Origin of the sequence: Ensifer sp. ENS10, assembly GCF_014852025.1 — a bacterium.
Lineage (GTDB): Bacteria > Pseudomonadota > Alphaproteobacteria > Rhizobiales > Rhizobiaceae > Ensifer.
The window spans coordinates 15591-32289 of record NZ_JACVAS010000003.1 but is presented as its reverse complement, the minus strand read 5'-3'; the positions used below and the strand labels follow the sequence as shown (position 1 = coordinate 32289).

Genomic DNA, 16699 nt, shown 5'->3' with positions numbered 1-16699 from the left:
CCGCCAAAAGAGACGGTTCAGACTAAGATCAGTAGAAAAGGCGGTGGGCGGCGAAGAGGCAAATCAGGATCGCCGCCGCCCCACCGGCCAACGCGCTCAGCCGCCGCTCGAGAAAATCACGGATCTCCTCGCCGAAGCGGCGCAGCAGCCAGGCGAGCACAAAGAAGCGCGCGCCACGTGCAACGATCGCCGACATGATGAAAAAGCCGAGGTTGATGTTGGCCGCGCCCGAAAGGATGGTCACGACCTTGATCGGCGGCAGATGGGCCAGGCCTGAGGTCACGAGCAGCAACGCCAGCATTTCAGAGTCGACCGACGCCTTCAGATGCTCGAACGTGTCGAGCTTGCCGTAGAACTCCAGCAGCGGCCTTGCCAGCGTATCGAAGGCATAATGGCCGAGATACCAGCCGGCGACACCCCCGAGCACCGACGCGATGGTGGCCACAAGCGCGTAGCGCCACGCCCGCTCCGGGCGCGCCAGCGCCATCGGGATAAGGAGCAGATCCGCGGGGACCGGAAAGATCGAGCTTTCGACAAAGGCGATGATGCCAAGCCAGACAATGGCGGTTTCTCGTGTCGCGAGCGACATCGTCCAGTCATATAGGCGTCGGAGCATGAATTACGGTTCGCTGTTGGTGGTAGGCCCTCTATAGGCGACCGAGCGGGGTGTAAATGTGGCCGCCTTGGCATTTGAGCGATTTCTTACGAAGGGCGAGGCATGGCCGCCGCTAAGCAACAGCCATGCGTGCATAACGGCTTGGCGGCTGTCCAACATGGCGGCTGAAGGCTGTGCTGAAGGTACTGGCTGAACTGTAGCCTACACGTTCGGCGACGGAGGCGAGATCGACGTCGCGTTGCCGCAGCAGATCCTTGGCGAGCGCCATGCGCCAGACGAGCAGATATTCCATCGGCGGCACGCCAACAGCGCGGGTGAAGCGCTCGAAGAACACGGAGCGGGAGAGTGCCGCCTCGCTCGCGAGTTCCGCGACCGTCCAGGCATGGGCCGGATCGGCGTGGATCTGCCGAATGGCCGCCGCCAGCCGCGGGTCACCCAGGCCGCGCAACAGGCCGGGCGTTGCGCTTTCGCCTTGAATAGACCGAAGGGCCTCGATCAGCATGACTTCCACAAGCCGTGCCAGCACCAGGTCCCGGCCTGGCCTTTCGTCACGCGCCTCTTCGCCCACCAGACACACGAGTGTCGAAAGTCGGTCGATCCCGCGCAGATGCATCAATGTCGGCAGCAGCGAAACAAGCAGTCCGGCATCGGGCGAATCGAGGACGAAATAGCCGCCGAGCAGGCGCACGTCCGGTTCGCCGTGTTGCCTGCCGTGGCGAACCTCGCCGGTCGGCGCCGGCATCCCCTTGGGGTCGATGAAGGTCGGCTGAACCGGATCGAACCCCGAAAGGGTGAAACCCGGTGTTGCCGGCAGCAGCACGAAATCTCCGGCCTCCAATGTGACCGGTACCTCGCCATCGACAGCCAGCCGGCAAGCCCCCTCGATGACGGTGCAGAAGCTCGGCTGCCCGAAATCGGCATAGCGCACGGCCCAGCGGCCGGCGCCGCTGATACCCTTGGTGAAGACCGTGCGCGGACGAAGAAGCTGAATGAGTTGCGAGAGTGGATCGACCATGTCAGGACGATAGCAAATGAAATCAGGACTTCAAGCCGTAGAGCGTCCAGAGCGGAGGCGATATCTCTTTTCCATCGAAACAACTGACAGGAAATCGCGATGAATACCGTACTGATTACCGGCTGCTCTTCCGGTTACGGGCTGGAGACGGCGCGGCGCTTTCATGCCGAGGGCTGGAACGTGATCGCCACGATGCGCCGACCGCAGCGAGACATTCTGCCGAACTCCGACCGGTTGCGTGTCTTGGCTCTTGATGTCACCGATCGCGACAGCATCGCGGCTGCGATTGAGGAAGCCGGCCCGATCGATGTGCTTGTTAACAACGCCGGTATCGGCGTGGTTGGCGCCTTCGAGGCGACTCCGATGTCCCATATCCGCAAGGTTTTCGACACCAATACCTTCGGTGTGATGGCCATGACCCAGGCGGTGATACCGCAGTTCCGTGCCCGCCGGTCGGGCGTCGTGGTCAACGTTACGTCCACTGTGACGCTTGCTTCCATGCCGCTCGCCGCAGCCTATACCGCCAGCAAGTCGGCGATCCAGGGCTTCACCGGCTCGCTCGCTCACGAACTGGAAGCTTTCAACGTCAGGGTTAAGCTGGTCGAGCCCGGCTACGCGCCGACCACCCGCTTCGCCCGCAACACCACTATGCGCGTCGAGGACCTGATCCCGGCGGCCTATGCGGATTTTGCCGCACCCATCTTCGCGCAGTTTGCCGCCCCACCCTTGGTCACGACCGAGACCGATGTGGCGGAGGCCGTTTGGCAGGCGGCGAACGATCTGTCCGGCCAGCTCCATTTCCCGGCTGGCGCCGACGCCGTGGCGCTTGCCAAGGCGAGCTGATCTCGCCTTCCGATACGGGACCGCGACAGCGCGCGGGCCTGTACAGGTGTCAAGCGATCAGTCGGAGGCGCGCGTCTGTCTCCGTCCGGTTGTGCGCGCCGGATGCCGTACGGAAGCGCTCGACGAGATCGAAGAGGCCGGATGCCTGGCTTGAGAGCCGAAGAGTCATGGCGGTGCTGTCTTCAACCATCGCATTGTTCTGCTGCGTCACGGCGTCCAGCGACAGCATGGTCTGGTTGATGTGCTGCAGGTCGTTCGCCTGGTCGCGCGCGTCGCCGGCAATCTGCTGTGTCTGCTCGTTGATGGCATGGATCTGGCCGGAGATCTCGTCGAGCGCATCGCCTGCCGCCCGAACCAGCGAAACGCCCTTCGTCACTTCCTCTGCCGAGGTGGTGATGATCGCCTTGATTTCCCGGGCGGCGAGGGCGGATTTCTGTGCCAGCTCCCGCACTTCATGCGCGACGACCGCAAAGCCCTTGCCCGCTTCGCCGGCACGGGCCGCCTCGACCCCCGCATTCAGGGCCAGCAGGTTGGTCTGGAACGCGATGTCGTTGATGGTTCCGATGATCTGGGAAATGGCGACCGATCCCTTTTCGATCTGAGCCATGGCGCCGACAGCGTTCATGACCACCTGGCCCGAGCGGTCGGAGCTCGCCTTGGCGGCAGCCGCGATCGTCGTCGCCGATGTAGCGTGTTCGGCAGTGCGCCCGATGGTGGCGGTAATTGCGCTCAAGGCCGCGGTTGCTTCTTCCAATGTCGCCGCCTGATGTTCGGTGCGCTTGGCGAGCTGGCCGATGGCGTCGCGCATCTCGCCGGTCTCGCCGTCGATCTCAGCGCTTCTCGCCTTCACGTCGCCAAGCGTGACGGCAAGGCTCTCCAGCGACAGGTTGAAGTCCGAGCGCAGACGGTCGAAACCGGCGCCGAAGGGCCGGTCGATGCGTGCAGTCAGGTCGCCATGCGACAACCGTTCGAGCCCCGACGCCAGCATCTCTACGGCCTCGTTGATCTGGCGCGCCACCTCGGACTGGGTCATCTCTCGGACTTGTCGTTCCTCTTCGATCATGGTCCGCGTTTCCGCCGCCTCGGTTTCAAGGCGGGCGCGATCGAGAAGCGCGTCGCGGAAGACTAGGACGGAACGGGCCATGTCACCGATCTCGTCCTTGCGGTTCCGGCCGACGCCGCCGATCGTCGTGTCGCCGTCGGCGAGTTGGCTCATGTCCTGAACGAGGCCGGTGATCGGGCGCGTCAGCCGGCGTGAATACCAGATGGAAATTGCCAGCGCTGCCGCGAGGACGGCCAGAGCCGTCGCGAGCGTCCAGTTGCGCAAGGCGGTGACGGCGGCAAAGGCTTCCCGTGACGTCATGACCGCGGCCATGGTCCAGCGAGTGCCGAAAGCATCGAGGCTTGTGGCAGCCATCTGCACTTCCTCGCCGCGGAAATCGGCGAGCCTACTGCTGACGATGACATCTTCCGCCGGCTGGTCCGGCGAGACCCGGGCCTTGAGGATATCGTTGTCGGGTGTGGTGGCGCTGTCAGTGAGGAAAAATCCGTTGCCGTCGAGAAGGATCGTTTCGCCAGTCTCGCCAAGGCCCGTGCGGTTGCCGACGATCTCTCCGATGCGCGCGTCCGGCATCTCCAGGATCAAGGTACCGATCTTACCGTCGATCGATTCCAGCGGGATGGCGATGAACGCCGCGGGGCTGCCGCCGAGCGGTGCATAGGCCTCGTAGGAGGCAAAGGCCAGTTTGCTCTTGTCTGTTCCCTCGGCGGTTTCGCGGAAGATGCGACCAAGCCCCGTGTCCTTCCAGGAGCCGTCTTTGAGGCTGACGGCAAAGTTGCCCTTCTTGTTGAGGGAGTAGACAACGTCACCGCTGAGATTGGCGAGCAGCACGTCGCGATAGCCGTGGGCTTCCGCGAAGCGGCGGAAATACGGGTGATAGTGCGCATGGAGCGCGTCGTAGTCGTCGATGCCAGCGGTACTGTAGAGCGCGCGCTTGTCATCGAGATTGGGGTTTTGCGTGAGGTAACGGCGCTGCAATTCGCTCTCGGCCTTGTCGCCGAACTTGGCGGCAGCGCCATTCAGATCGCTGAGCGCCTTGGCGACGGATTTCTGCGCCTGCAGATTGCGCAGGTCGTTTTCCACGGTGGTGAGATAGTGGCGAAGCTCGTTGCGGCGGGCATCGGCGAGCGCCTCCAGCTTCTCGATCGCCGCGCGCGACGACAGGTCGCCGCTGACGGTCAGGCTGGCAAGACTGGTGGCAGCGATGGAGAAGGCAGCCAGAGCCGCCGCTGCGAGGGGTAGCTTCGCGGACAAACGCATAACAATCACCGGGCTTCAAGGAGAGGAGGCCATGCCAAAGGGCTGGTCGCGACGCCTCATGCGCCCGGCGGGAGATCTCCCGCGCGGAGAGTTATACGGTCGCATGTTACAGTTTGATGACGTCCGGATGACGAGGCGAAAGTTTAGCCGTGGACTTATCTCGGCAGGGTGCCGGTCAGAAAGACCTTCGCGCAGCTCTCAGCGCGCGCCATGATCGTCGCTTCGTCAATGCTGCCGATGCGGCCCATCATGACGGCGCGTTGCGGCTCCATCGCCATCATGCCGCGCAGCATGCCCGCCGCCAGATACGGATCCTCGATCACGAGGCGGCCGAGAGTCGTTTGCGCCCTGAGCCAGCGCTCCAGCGTTGCGTTTGTCCGCTCGATTGCCTGCTCCCAGAAGGTGGCAGCGATCTCCGGAAAGCGCTCCGCCTCGGCGAGCACCAGACGTATGATGGCGATCGTGTCTGCCGCCAGCACGAGGTGCCCATAGGCGGCAAGCAACTGCACGAGACCGGTCTTCACGCTCATGGCGTCGAGATGCTCTTCGTCGGCCTCGAGCGCGAACTCAGAGATCCTGAGGGCGATGACACGTTCGAAGAGATCGGCCTTGGTGGGAAAGAGGCGATAGAGCGTCTTGGTGGAGACGCCGGAATTCTGGGCGATAACGTTGATGTTGGCGGTCTCATAACCGAGGTCGCAGAATTGCCTTTCGGCGGCAAGGATGATCACCTTGCGGGTCTCGTCGTCGGATCGGACCTGGGGTCGGCCGCGGGAACGCGCCGATTTCTGCTTTTCGACCATGTGGACTTTCCAAATTCCTTGGCGATTTTTAGTCGTTGCCAGATGGGAAAGCAAATGTTTTCCGAAGCAGGCGTGTGCATAGCCGCACAGTTCCCTGTTTTTGGCGGATATTGCGACCTCTGCGAACACGCCCTAGCTTTGCCATATGGCGACGTCGAAGCTCACGGCCTACCGCGCGAAGCGGGATTTTTCCAGGACGCCGGAGCCTGCCGGGAGAACCGGCGGGGAGGGCAATCGTTTTGTCGTGCACAAGCATCACGCCACGGCCGATCACTATGATCTCAGGCTTCAGGTCGGTGATGTGCTGAAAAGCTGGGCGGTCCCCAGGGGGCCGTCACTCAATCCCGCCGACAAGCGTCTGGCGGTCGAGACCGAAGATCATCCGCTCGACTATATCGACTTCGAGGGCGTCATTCCGGAAGGCGAGTATGGCGGCGGGCCGATGATCGTCTGGGATACCGGCGTCTGGGCGCCGATGGACGATATCGACAAGAGCCTGAGGACCGGCGCGTTCAAGTTTCGTCTGGCCGGCGAAAAGCTCAATGGCGGCTGGATGCTGACGCGGCTGAAACCGAAGCAGCGTGAGGAAGACCAACGTAACTGGCTGCTTTTCAAGGAACATGACCTTGCAGCCGACCCTGATGTCGACATCCTGACGTCGCGTCCCGAAAGCGTGAAAAGCGGCAGGCGGATCGAGGAACTGGTCGAGCCGCCGAAGAAGCCGGCAAAGCGGGTCGTTCTTAAACCCGGCGCGCTGCCGGGTGCGGTGAAGGGCCTAAAGCCGCACCGGATCGAGCCGCAGCTTGCCAGCCCAACACCGAAGCCGCCGGGCGGTCCGCCAGACCGCCAAGTCTGGCTGCATGAAATCAAGTTCGATGGCTATCGGACGATGGCGGATATTTCGGGCGGCAACGTCAGGCTCATCACCCGCAGCGGGTTGGACTGGACGAAGCGCTACGGCGACCTTCCCGATGCCTTCCAGAAGCTGCCCTGCCGCGAAGCGATCATCGACGGAGAGATCGTCGTACTAGACGACAAGGGCATCAGCCGCTTCGCGCTCTTGCAGGACGCGCTTTCGACAGGCGTCGACAGCAAGCTCGTCTTCTATGCTTTCGATATCCTCCATCTCGAAGGGTGGAACCTGACCGAGGTCCCGTTGGAAAGGCGCAAGGCGCTGCTGGCGCAACTGCTCGAGGGGCAGGTTTCCAGCCGTTCGGCCATCCAGTTCAGCGACCATGTCGAAGGCGATGGACACGGGCTTTACGAACAAGCCTCGGAGCTGGGGCTGGAGGGGATCGTTTCGAAGCGCGCCTCGGCACCCTACCGGAGCGGCCGCACGCAGACCTGGACCAAGACGAAGGCGCTCCAGTTCGGTGATTTCGTGATCGCCGGATACACCACTTCCGAGGCGGCCGAAGGCCTTGCTTCTCTCGCTCTCGGCGAGTGGGAGGAGGGCGAGCTGCACTATCGCGGCAAGGTCGGAACCGGGTTCGATGCGGCGACCGCCAAGCAGTTGCTGACCCGGCTGGAGGCGTTGCGCGGCGACGCGGCGGCGCTGGAAGGCGCGCCGAAGGAAATCACCTGGGTTCGGCCGGTGCTGAGCGCCCGTATCCATTATTCCAACCGCACGACCGACAATGTGCTGCGCCATGCGGTGTTCAAGGGGCTTCGCGATGTCGAGCTTTCCGCACCGGCGCGGGCAACGCGCAGGCGGCTGATCACGGATGCCGATCTCGCAAGCATCCACGTCACCAACGCCGATCGTCGAGTGTTCGGCAAATCCGGGCCGACCAAGCTCGACATTGCCGTCTACTATGCGCTCGTCGGCGACTTCATGCTGCCGCATATCCTCGGTCGGCCGGTGTCTCTCTTCCGTTGCCCGACGGGAAAACGTGCAGACTGCTTCTTCCAGCGTCATCCCTTTACCGGCATGCCACCCTCGATCATCAGCTTCAACTCGACCAACTCCGAGGGCGAAACCAATTCCTTCCTCTCGATCGAAGGCACGAAGGGCTATCTGGCGCTCGCTCAGTTCGGCGTGATCGAGCTTCATAGCTGGGGCACGAAGCGCGAGCGGCTTGAAAAACCTGACCGCATCGTCTTCGATCTCGATCCCGGCCAGGGCATCGCCTGGCGCGATGTCGTCGAGGCGGCCGTCCATATCCGCGGTGAGCTGGAGGCGCTCGGCCTCGTTCCCTTCGTCAAGACATCCGGCGGCAGCGGCATCCATGTGGTCGTGCCGGTGACGCCGAAACTCGACTGGAAGAAGACGCACCAGGTGACGAGTGCGATCGCGACGCGGCTGGCTGCAACCGCGCCCCAGACCTTCACCACCACGATGGGCAAGGAGAACCGCATCAAGCGGATCTTCATCGACTTTCATCGTAATGCCCGCAGCCATACGGCGGCGGCACCCTATTCGCTGCGTGCACGCACAAATCTGCCCGCCTCGACGCCGCTCAACTGGGCGGATCTAGAGACTATCGACGCTCCGGAGGATTTGAATTATTCTTCGCTGCCTGGACTTCTGGATACATTCGGCGATCCCTGGGCGGATATCGACGACTTTGCCAAGGATTTGCCGCTTCTGTCCGAAACGAGGACGTAATGCGTTTGGCCGCGTAGGAGACAATCATGGCGCCCAGGGCAAGTTGGAAAGGTTATCTCAAACTCAGTCTCGTCAGTTGCCCCGTGAGGCTCTATCCGGCGACCAGCTCGAGCGAACGCATCAGCTTCAATCAGCTTCACAAGGACACCCACAACCGGATCAACATGAAGCCGGTCGACCCGGAGCTCGGCCTTGTCGAGCGCTCCGATCTGGTCAAGGGTTACGAATACGAAGACAAGAAATACATCATCATCGAGGACGCCGATCTCGAAAGCGTCAGGATCGAATCCAACCACACCATGAACATCGAGGCCTTCGTCGATGAAGGCTCCGTCGATGTGATCTACCAGGACGCGCCCTATTACCTGGCGCCCGACGGCGCGATGGCGGAGGAAACCTTCGTCGTGCTGCGTGAGGCGTTGAAAAAAAGCGGCAAGCTCGCAATCGCGCGTCTGGTGCTTTCGAGCCGGGAGCGGGTTGTGACGATCGGTTCACGCGAAACCGGAATGTTCGTGTGTACTCTGAGAAACCCGAGCGAAGTGCGTGGAACCGCTGAGTATTTTGGCAATATCCCCGTCGGCCATCCCGACCCCGAAATGCTGCAGCTTGCCGAAGCGCTGATCCAGCAGAAGATGACGGTCTTCGATCCGAAGAACTACGAGGACCGCTACGAGATCGCGCTGATGAAGATGATCCGAGAGAAGCTTAAAGGTCATAAGCCGATCATTGCGGCAGCGCCGGAACGTGGCAACGTCATCAATCTCATGGATGCCCTGAAGGCGAGCCTGTCGCAGTCGAAGCCACCGGCAAAGAGCAAGTCCAAGGCCGAGCCGGCGGCGAAGGAAACGGCCAAGGCTGCAACTCCGGCTGCGGCCAAGCGGACGGCGGCAAAACCGACCGCGAAGAAGAAAGCCTGATGGCGGTTGCAGGCCAGACATTCGGTATCGTCGGGGGCCTCTCGGCCTTCCCGCGGCGACTTGTGGCGCGGGAAGTGGAGCGACAGTTCGGCCACTTGCGGCGCGGCGTTACGCGCCAGACGACGTATCTGGTGTTCGGCCGGAACCTGCTGGCGAAGTCGAGCGAAGCGGAGATCGAAGCCCGTTTCGATGCGGAAAATGCGGCGGGGCGATGGCTCGTCAGCGAGAACGGCTTCCTCCGGCTTCTCGGGCTGATGTCGGTGCCTGGAGCGTCCGCACTCACACGTCAGTCTCTGATCGATCAGGCCAAGCTTTCTCCGCGGACCTTCGATCTCCTGTCCCTGTTCGATGCTTTCGAGCATGACAGCGAGCCCTTTTCGTTCCGTGATCTCATCCTCGCCAGAAAGTATGCGGAACTGATTGGAAGCGGTGCGAATTGGAGCGCCATCGTCCGATCCGTTCATCGTTCGGGACAGGTCGCGTCGTTAACGGCGCTTTCGCTGCATAGTGGCGGTCCCGATGCGATCTACGCGCGGAGTGCCGAGGGGCTGAGCGAGCTCAATGGGCAATTGCTCTTCGATCTCGGCACGCCCGATGCCGCCCTGGAAGATCTCTTTGATCTGGCCGAGGAGGCGGAGGCGAATGGCGACTACGAGGAGGCCGCCACCTTCTATCAGCGCTATCTCGCCATGGACCGGACGGATTCGGTTGCGGCTTTCAATCGTGCCAATTGCCTGAAGGCTGCAGGACGGGAGCTGGATGCGGCGCATGACTACGCCCGTGCCATCAAACTCGATCCATCCTTCGTCGAGGCTTGGTTCAACCTCGCCGGGCTGATGAGTGAACGGGGACGGATCGACACTGCCCGCAGGCACCTTAGGAAGGCAATCGAGCTCGACGGCGACTATGCCGACGCTGTCTTCAATCTGGCGAAGCTCGAATTCGATGCCGGTGATCTCGGTGAAGCCAGGCGCTGGTGGAGTCGCTATCTCGAACTCGATAGCGACAGCGAATGGGCGCGAACGGCGGAACGCGGCGTGCAATATGTCGATCTGCAAGGCCATCCAAGGACAGCGGGCTGATATGGGCGACAAATTCCTTTTCGACGGACCTGATGATGCGCCCGTCACCATCCTTCTTGCCCATGGCGCCGGCGCGCCGATGGATTCCGCGTCAATGACTGCGACCGCCAAGGCGCTTGCTGCCGCCGGCTTCCGCGTCGCCCGCTTCGAGTTCGGCTACATGGCGGCGCGGCGGACGTCGAACGGGCGCAAGCCCCCGCCGCGCGCCGAGACGCTCAATCCGGAATATGTCGCCGCCATCGAAGCGCTTGATGCGAAGGGGCCGCTCATCATCGGCGGCAAGTCGATGGGTGGGCGAGTTGCGAGCATGGTCGCCGACCAACTCCATGCGACCGGCAAGATCACCGGGCTGCTCTGCCTCGGCTATCCCTTCCACCCGCCGGCAAAGCCGGAGCAGTTGCGCACCAAACATTTGGCTGGGCTGAAGACGCCAACCCTGATTTGCCAGGGTACCCGTGACGAGTTCGGCACGCGCGAGGAGGTTCCGGGCTATACGCTTTCCGACGCGATCGAAGTCCTATGGCTCGAGGACGGCGACCATGACCTGAAGCCGCGCAAGAGCCTTTCCGGCTTTTCAACCGCCGATCATTTGAGGACCGTGGCCGATGCGGTGGCGGCCTGGGCCGCCCGACTGACGCGCTGATCTGTTTGCCGGGATGAAGATCGCCACCTTCAACATCAACGGCATCAACAAGCGGCTCGAAAACCTGATCGCCTGGCTTGGCGAAACCAAGCCTGACATTGTCTGCCTGCAGGAACTGAAAGCCACCGACCGCCAGTTTCCACGCACGGCGGTCGAGGCGGCCGGCTATGGCGCCGTCTGGCAGGGACAATCCGCCTGGAATGGCGTGGCAATCCTCGCCCGCGACAGCGCGCCGGTCCTGACTCGCGTCGGGCTCGACGGTGATCCCTCGGACAACCAGGCGCGCTACATCGAGGCTGCCGTCAGCGGCGTCCTGGTCGCCTGCCTCTATGCCCCCAACGGCAACCCGCAGCCCGGCCCCAAGTTCGCCTACAAACTCGCCTGGCATGAGCGAATGGCCGAACACGCCGCCGAGCTCTTCGCCCTCGATCTGCCTGTTGTGCTTGCCGGCGACTACAACATCGTGCCGGAGCCGCGCGACATCTACCCGACAACCTCCTACGACGACAACGCGCTGGTGCAGCCGGAAAGCCGTGCTGCGTTCCGTACGCTCCTCGACCACGGCTGGCTGGATGCGCTGCGCAAGACCCATCCGAAGGAACAGCTCTTCACATTCTGGGACTATCGCCGGAACCGGTGGCAGCGCGATGCCGGGCTCCGGCTCGATCATATGCTGCTCAGCCGCAAGCTGTCCCGCAAGCTCATTGGCGCCGGCATCGACCGCGAGGTTCGCGGCATGGAGGGCGCGAGCGACCACGCGCCGGTTTGGATCACGTTGCGCGATTGAGCTGGCTGTATTGCGGGAATGAAGCTGAGAGCGTCAGCGCTATTCGCAACCCTTATCCGGATTACACCCGCTGCGGCAGGTGGATGGAAACGGCGACCGCGAACGTCCAAGGTAACCACGAAGGAGAGCCGCATGAAAATCAGCGCACGCAATCGCCTCAAGGGCAAGATCTTCGAAGTGATCAAGGGCGCTACCACCGCCCACGTTCGTATCGACGTCGGCGGCTCGATCGTGACTGCTGCAATCACCAACGAGTCGGTCGACGAGTTGGGTCTAAAGGTCGGCGGCGAGGCCTATGCGGTCATCAAGGCTTCGGACGTCATGGTCGGGACTGACTGACAATTCTCAGGAAGGGCGCGTGGGTCTTCCGTCGCGCCCACCCAAATCTTGATCGATCACGCCTTCTGGCAATTATGTGGGCCGCTGTCGCCGGCCTCGAAGTCGCCGCGCTGCGGCGGCGCGATCGGCTTGAACGGGGTCGTGCCGTCGAGGCAATCGAGACTGCGGACAAGCAGCGTTGAGCCTTCCACAGCTTCAAGCTTGACGGTCGACGTGCCGATCAGATTGGGGCGCACGGGCGAGCGCAGTGAAAAGGTGCCGTGCACCGCTATCTGACAATCGAGCCCGGGACCGTCCTGGCCTCTTTTGCTTTGGTCCATCTGTGCTCACCCGGTCGAGCGAGCATCTGGCCGCGATCGTGTGTCGCGACGTGCCGCCGCCCCGCATACGCCGCAACTGTTGCACTGAGATACAAATCTCCATCGATCGGAAACATCCGCGATACGTCGCGATGGTCCTCTGCCGCACATGTCAAGTGATCACTGCCTCGGGGCATTGATCCAATGCGGAGAGACGATGATGCTCCTCTTTGTTGTAGCCTATCTTGCAGGCGTCCTGACGATCGTCAGTCCCTGTATCCTGCCGGTCCTGCCATTCGTGTTTGCCCGCGCCGGCCAGCCCTTTTCCACCAGCATACTTCCGATGCTGCTCGCCAAGACCGTGACCTTTGCGGGCATCGCCTCGCTTGCCGCGCTCGGCGGCAACTGGGCGGTCCAGGCGAACGCGTTTGGCCGCTACGCCGCGATCGCGCTACTGGCGGTCTTCGGCGTAACACTGCTTTCGACGCGTGCCGCAGCTTTTGTGACTGGCCCACTCGTGGCGCTGGGAAACCGGCTGTCGAGAAAGGCTGCGACCGGGGAGAAGGGCGGCGTCGGCGGCGCCATCCTGCTCGGTGTTGCGACCGGATTGCTTTGGGCACCCTGCGCCGGACCGGTGCTCGGCCTGGTGTTGACCGGCGCGGCGCTGAACGGCGCGAACGTGCAGACGACGCTTTTGCTTGGCGCCTACGCCGCAGGCGCCGCGACCTCGCTGGCGCTTGCCGTTCTTGCCGGCGCCAGAGTGTTCGCGGCGATGAAGCGCTTCCTCGGCATTGGCGACCGCATCCGCCAGGGCCTCGGCGTTGCGGTGCTGGCCGGCGTTGCGGCCATCGCCCTTGGGCTGGACACCGGCCTGCTGGCGCAGCTTTCCTATGCGAGCACTTCGGGCTTCGAACAGTCGATCCTCGATCGCCTGCGCGCCAATGCGGCGCCTGCCGACGTCGCAAGCACCCGCATGACCCTTGCCGCTAAGGATACGAGACAGGCGGCCTATCGCAGCGACCTCCCGGTCGAAGGTCCGTTCCCGTCGCTCGACGGCGCCGTTCAGTGGCTGAATTCCAAGCCGTTGACCCCGGCCGAGCTTCGCGGCAAGGTCGTCCTTGTCGACTTCTGGACCTACTCCTGCATCAACTGCATCCGGACCATCCCCTATGTGCGGGCCTGGGCCGAGAAGTACCGGGATCAGGGTCTGGTCGTCATTGGTGTTCACGCACCGGAATTTGCCTTTGAAAAGCAGATCGGCAACGTCGAAAAGGCGGTGCGTGACTTCAAGATCACCTATCCGGTGGCGATCGACAACGACTTCGCCATCTGGCGCGCGTTCTCCAACAGCTACTGGCCGGCCCACTACTTCATCGATGCCGAAGGGCAGATCCGCTACACGCATTTCGGCGAGGGCGACTATGAAGGTTCCGAGCGGGTGATCCAGGATCTGCTGGCGGAGGCCGCGGGGAAGCGGAAGGCCGAAAACAACTTCGTCAAACCGGATGCAAAGGGCGCCGAAGCCTCGCCCGACCTCTCCCGGCTCGGATCGGGCGAGACTTACCTCGGGTATGAGCGGGCCGCGAATTTCGTGTCTCCGGAGGGCGTCTCCGCAGACAGCGCCAAGCGCTATACGGTCGATAGCCCGCGTCTCAACGAGTGGGGCCTTACCGGCAACTGGACAGTCGAGGCCGAGCAGGCCCGTGTCAACGAAGCGGGCGGCGGTATCACCTACCGGTTCCGCGCTCGCGATCTGCATCTGGTGCTTGGGCCTGGCGCCGGCGGTAAGCCGATCCCGTTTCAGGTGACGGTGGATGGTGTGGCACCCGCAGCAGACCGTGGCTCGGATATCGACGCGTCCGGCAGGGGGACCGTCACGGAGACCCGCCTCTATCAGCTCGTGCGCCAGTCAGGCGCGGCGCGGGAACGGACCTTCGAGATCCGCTTTCTCGAACCCGGCGCGGAAGCCTTCGTTTTCACTTTTGGATGAGAGTTCACAGATGACCGACAAACAACACCAGCGTGGGCGCCGCTTGCCCGCCCTTTCCCGACGTCTGTTCGTCGCGCTGGCAATGGTTGGCGGCGGGCTGACGTTCGCCTTCGACGAACAAACGGCGGCGCAGCAGGCCAAACCCATTCCCAAGGCGCTCCATGACGTCGCTTCAACGGAGACAAGGCAGACGGCAGTGCTCGCAGGCGGCTGCTTCTGGGGTGTGCAAGCCGTGTTTCAGCATGTGGCCGGCGTCACGGGCGTCAGATCCGGCTATGCCGGCGGCAGCGCGGAGACGGCGACCTACGAACAGACGGAAACCGGCACCACCGGCCACGCCGAAGCGGTGGAGATTACCTTCGATCCCAATAGGATCAGTTATGGGCAGCTTCTCGAGATCTATTTCTCGGTTGCGCATGATCCGACGCAGCTTGGCGGACAGGGGCCGGACAGCGGCCCGCAGTATCGATCGACGATCTTCCCGCGCAATGAAGGGCAGGCGAAGGTCGCTTCCGACTACATCGCGCAGCTGAACGCGGCGGACGTCTTTGCCCGGCCGTTTGTGACGACCATCGAACCCGGCAAGGCTTTCTATCAAGCGGAGGCCTATCACCAGGACTACGTCTACAACAATCCAGGCCAGCCCTATGTGGTCCTCTACGAGCAACCGAAGATAGAAGCGCTGCACCGCCTGTTCCCGAGCCTCTATCGCGAGAAGCCGGTGCTTGTCGCAGACAGCGCGTCGTAGCCGATCGTGGGCTTGTGTGGATCGCGAGCACGACCAGACCCGTGACGTTTCGAACGGATCTTGCAAGGGGTCGGGCCAAGTCGGCCTTCTACACAAGGATACAGTTTTGCGGCCGCCCGCACACATCCGCGATACGCCCAAAGGACACTCTGGCGGTGAGCAAGGCTTGGGCCCGTGGTGACGGGACGCGTCGCTGCCGCCATGATCAACGGAAGGAGACATCATGCGCATTTTCGCAACAGCTTTCGCCATAGTCGTCCTCGCGGCGGCGCCATGCGCCTGGGACAGCGACCCGGGAGAGCCCTCGCTTCTTGCGGCGCTCGTCGCCATTCCGGCGTCCGCAACGGCCGCGGCGCGGCCGCAGCCGGCCGCGATTGAGGACGGAGGATTGCTGCCGGAGGCTCCGCACGAGGAGCTTGCCAACCCGTTCTTCGATTGATCACCGCACCGCGAAAGCTGGCGGCGCGAACCTTTGAAGCCAATCAAGGTGGATTTTCGCAGCGAAGCCGATGGGCGGATGAAAGGTTCTGGAGCGGGTCGACGCTGCGTCGGCCCCGTCTTCTTTTGCTGATCTCCACGGCCCCGTTCGCTTTGAACCCCAGAGCATTTCGTATCGCTCTGCCGTTGTGCTCGGCCGATCAAACATTGAGGTACACAGACGCCGCTCCAGAACACATCTCCGATACACCGCCCACGCATGGTCACGGCGAAGGTTGGTTCGCATCCCTCCGACACGGCGTTGCAGTCGGTGAAGGTGGGCGTGGCCTAAAACGTCGGAATTACGACATTTGAGCCATTGGCGTTTCGTCTTACCATCGAGGCTCCAACCAAGGCAAAGGAGCTTGAAATGAGCAGGAATTCCAAAGGTACGGCACTTATCACCGGCGCGTCCTCCGGTATCGGCGCGATCTATGCCGATCGTCTGGCGCGCCGCGGCTTCGACCTGATCCTCGTTGCCCGCAACCGTGAGCGCTTGAATGGGCTCGCCAGCCGGCTGGCGGACGAGACCGGGCGCGCCATCGAGGTCGTCGCTGCGGACCTCGGGAACAAGGACGATGTCAGGCGGGTCGAGAAGATCCTCCGGGACGACGCGAGCATCACGGTGCTGATCAACAATGCGGGTGTTGGTGCCACCGCACCGCTGCTCTCATCCGATGTCGACAAGATGGAGGAGATGATCACGCTCAACGTCAGCGCGCTGACGCGGCTGACCTATGCGGCCGCGCCCGGATTTGCCGCGCGCGGCGCCGGCACGATCATCAACATCGCTTCGATCGTCGGCGTTGCGCCCGAACTCCTGAACGGCGTCTACGGTGGCACGAAGGCCTTCGTTTTGGCGTTCACCCTGTCGCTGCAGAAGGAACTTGCCGACAAGAACATCCGCATCCAGGCCGTGCTGCCGGGTGCGACTGCGACCGACTTCTGGGGCATTGCCGGCACGCCGCTCGAACATGTTCCAAGCGAGATCGTCATGCGGGCCGAAGACATGGTTGATGCCGCGCTTGCCGGTCTCGATCAGGGCGAAGTGATCACCATCCCGGCGCTGCCGGAGGCCGCTGATTGGGCGGCCTATGAGGCGGCTCGGCAAAAACTCATGCCGAACCTTTCAAGGAGCGCACCCGCAGCTCGCTACAACATCGGGGGATAGCCCCGATCTGCCTCCGGGCTCCTCCCATCCCGGAATTGCTC

Annotated in this window: 15 protein-coding genes and 1 pseudogene; 11 read left to right on the top strand and 5 right to left on the bottom strand. The window is 62.8% G+C overall.

Going from position 1 to position 16699, the window contains the following annotated elements; translation table 11 throughout:
• Window positions 1–28: 28 nt before the first annotated feature.
• Both IB265_RS13475 and IB265_RS13470 read right to left on the bottom strand, forming a co-directional pair.
• Window positions 29–616, bottom strand: coding sequence for a YqaA family protein (locus IB265_RS13475; protein WP_057248508.1), 588 nt, complete (start codon window positions 614–616; stop codon window positions 29–31).
• A gap of 112 nt (window positions 617–728) precedes the next feature.
• Entirely contained in the window at window positions 729–1631 is a 903-nt protein-coding gene (locus IB265_RS13470; RefSeq protein ID WP_057248507.1) for an AraC family transcriptional regulator, read from the bottom strand.
• A 99-nt stretch (window positions 1632–1730) separates the two neighbouring features.
• Between IB265_RS13470 and IB265_RS13465 the strand changes: the two genes are divergently transcribed.
• Window positions 1731–2474, top strand: a complete 744-nt coding sequence (locus tag IB265_RS13465; RefSeq protein WP_057248506.1) for an SDR family oxidoreductase — start codon at window positions 1731–1733, stop codon at window positions 2472–2474.
• A gap of 49 nt (window positions 2475–2523) precedes the next feature.
• On the opposite strand, the gene IB265_RS13460 is transcribed toward IB265_RS13465, so the two are convergent.
• Window positions 2524–4794, bottom strand: a complete 2271-nt coding sequence (locus IB265_RS13460; RefSeq protein WP_192494826.1) for a methyl-accepting chemotaxis protein — start codon at window positions 4792–4794, stop codon at window positions 2524–2526.
• Between the two features lie 155 nt (window positions 4795–4949).
• Window positions 4950–5597, bottom strand: a complete 648-nt coding sequence (locus IB265_RS13455) for a TetR/AcrR family transcriptional regulator (RefSeq protein WP_192494825.1) — start codon at window positions 5595–5597, stop codon at window positions 4950–4952.
• 145 nt (window positions 5598–5742) lie between these two features.
• Between IB265_RS13455 and ligD the strand changes: the two genes are divergently transcribed.
• From ligD to IB265_RS13425, 6 genes are all read left to right on the top strand, one after another.
• Complete coding sequence (gene ligD, locus IB265_RS13450; RefSeq protein ID WP_057248503.1) at window positions 5743–8205, top strand: DNA ligase D; 2463 nt, start codon at window positions 5743–5745, stop codon at window positions 8203–8205.
• A 26-nt stretch (window positions 8206–8231) separates the two neighbouring features.
• The gene (locus IB265_RS13445) at window positions 8232–9122 is read left to right on the top strand and encodes a Ku protein (RefSeq protein ID WP_057248502.1); all 891 of its coding nucleotides are present in this window, start codon (window positions 8232–8234) and stop codon (window positions 9120–9122) included.
• The gene (locus tag IB265_RS13440) at window positions 9122–10204 is read left to right on the top strand and encodes a tetratricopeptide repeat protein (protein ID WP_057248501.1); all 1083 of its coding nucleotides are present in this window, start codon (window positions 9122–9124) and stop codon (window positions 10202–10204) included. Before IB265_RS13445 ends, IB265_RS13440 begins: the two co-directional genes overlap by 1 nt.
• 1 nt (window position 10205) lies before the next feature.
• The gene (locus IB265_RS13435) at window positions 10206–10847 is read left to right on the top strand and encodes an alpha/beta fold hydrolase (RefSeq protein WP_057248500.1); all 642 of its coding nucleotides are present in this window, start codon (window positions 10206–10208) and stop codon (window positions 10845–10847) included.
• Between the two features lie 13 nt (window positions 10848–10860).
• Window positions 10861–11634 carry an exodeoxyribonuclease III gene (gene xth, locus IB265_RS13430; RefSeq protein WP_057248499.1) on the top strand — a complete coding sequence of 258 codons (774 nt, stop codon included), beginning with the start codon at window positions 10861–10863 and terminating at the stop codon, window positions 11632–11634.
• Between the two features lie 132 nt (window positions 11635–11766).
• Window positions 11767–11973, top strand: a complete 207-nt coding sequence (locus IB265_RS13425) for a molybdopterin-binding protein (RefSeq protein WP_057248498.1) — start codon at window positions 11767–11769, stop codon at window positions 11971–11973.
• Between the two features lie 56 nt (window positions 11974–12029).
• Here the strand turns inward: IB265_RS13425 and IB265_RS13420 are convergent.
• Window positions 12030–12239: pseudogene (locus IB265_RS13420) on the bottom strand (TrmO family methyltransferase); the annotation flags it as partial.
• Between the two features lie 253 nt (window positions 12240–12492).
• Here IB265_RS13420 and IB265_RS13415 point away from each other — a divergent pair.
• The 4 genes from IB265_RS13415 to IB265_RS13400 all read left to right on the top strand — a co-directional run bounded on the left by IB265_RS13415 (window position 12493) and on the right by IB265_RS13400 (window position 16658).
• On the top strand, window positions 12493–14262 hold the full coding sequence (locus IB265_RS13415; RefSeq protein ID WP_057248779.1) for a cytochrome c biogenesis protein DipZ: 1770 nt from the start codon (window positions 12493–12495) through the stop codon (window positions 14260–14262).
• A 10-nt stretch (window positions 14263–14272) separates the two neighbouring features.
• Window positions 14273–15010 carry a peptide-methionine (S)-S-oxide reductase MsrA gene (gene msrA / locus IB265_RS13410; protein WP_057248497.1) on the top strand — a complete coding sequence of 246 codons (738 nt, stop codon included), beginning with the start codon at window positions 14273–14275 and terminating at the stop codon, window positions 15008–15010.
• Window positions 15011–15233: 223 nt separating this feature from the next.
• Window positions 15234–15449, top strand: a complete 216-nt coding sequence (locus IB265_RS13405) for a hypothetical protein (protein ID WP_057248496.1) — start codon at window positions 15234–15236, stop codon at window positions 15447–15449.
• A gap of 408 nt (window positions 15450–15857) precedes the next feature.
• Window positions 15858–16658, top strand: coding sequence for an SDR family oxidoreductase (locus IB265_RS13400; RefSeq protein WP_057248495.1), 801 nt, complete (start codon window positions 15858–15860; stop codon window positions 16656–16658).
• The last annotated feature ends 41 nt before the right edge of the window (window positions 16659–16699 follow it).

Coding starts and splice junctions, on each gene's coding strand:
- IB265_RS13435 (WP_057248500.1), top strand. CDS start 10,206: ATGGGCGACAAATTCCTTTTCGACGGACCTGATGATGCGCCCGTCACC.
- IB265_RS13415 (WP_057248779.1), top strand. CDS start 12,493: ATGCTCCTCTTTGTTGTAGCCTATCTTGCAGGCGTCCTGACGATCGTC.
- IB265_RS13425 (WP_057248498.1), top strand. CDS start 11,767: ATGAAAATCAGCGCACGCAATCGCCTCAAGGGCAAGATCTTCGAAGTG.
- IB265_RS13400 (WP_057248495.1), top strand. CDS start 15,858: ATGAGCAGGAATTCCAAAGGTACGGCACTTATCACCGGCGCGTCCTCC.
- IB265_RS13455 (WP_192494825.1), bottom strand. CDS start 5,597: ATGGTCGAAAAGCAGAAATCGGCGCGTTCCCGCGGCCGACCCCAGGTC.
- IB265_RS13445 (WP_057248502.1), top strand. CDS start 8,232: ATGGCGCCCAGGGCAAGTTGGAAAGGTTATCTCAAACTCAGTCTCGTC.
- IB265_RS13440 (WP_057248501.1), top strand. CDS start 9,122: ATGGCGGTTGCAGGCCAGACATTCGGTATCGTCGGGGGCCTCTCGGCC.
- IB265_RS13470 (WP_057248507.1), bottom strand. CDS start 1,631: ATGGTCGATCCACTCTCGCAACTCATTCAGCTTCTTCGTCCGCGCACG.
- msrA (WP_057248497.1), top strand. CDS start 14,273: ATGACCGACAAACAACACCAGCGTGGGCGCCGCTTGCCCGCCCTTTCC.
- xth (WP_057248499.1), top strand. CDS start 10,861: ATGAAGATCGCCACCTTCAACATCAACGGCATCAACAAGCGGCTCGAA.
- IB265_RS13405 (WP_057248496.1), top strand. CDS start 15,234: ATGCGCATTTTCGCAACAGCTTTCGCCATAGTCGTCCTCGCGGCGGCG.
- IB265_RS13465 (WP_057248506.1), top strand. CDS start 1,731: ATGAATACCGTACTGATTACCGGCTGCTCTTCCGGTTACGGGCTGGAG.
- ligD (WP_057248503.1), top strand. CDS start 5,743: ATGGCGACGTCGAAGCTCACGGCCTACCGCGCGAAGCGGGATTTTTCC.
- IB265_RS13475 (WP_057248508.1), bottom strand. CDS start 616: ATGCTCCGACGCCTATATGACTGGACGATGTCGCTCGCGACACGAGAA.
- IB265_RS13460 (WP_192494826.1), bottom strand. CDS start 4,794: ATGCGTTTGTCCGCGAAGCTACCCCTCGCAGCGGCGGCTCTGGCTGCC.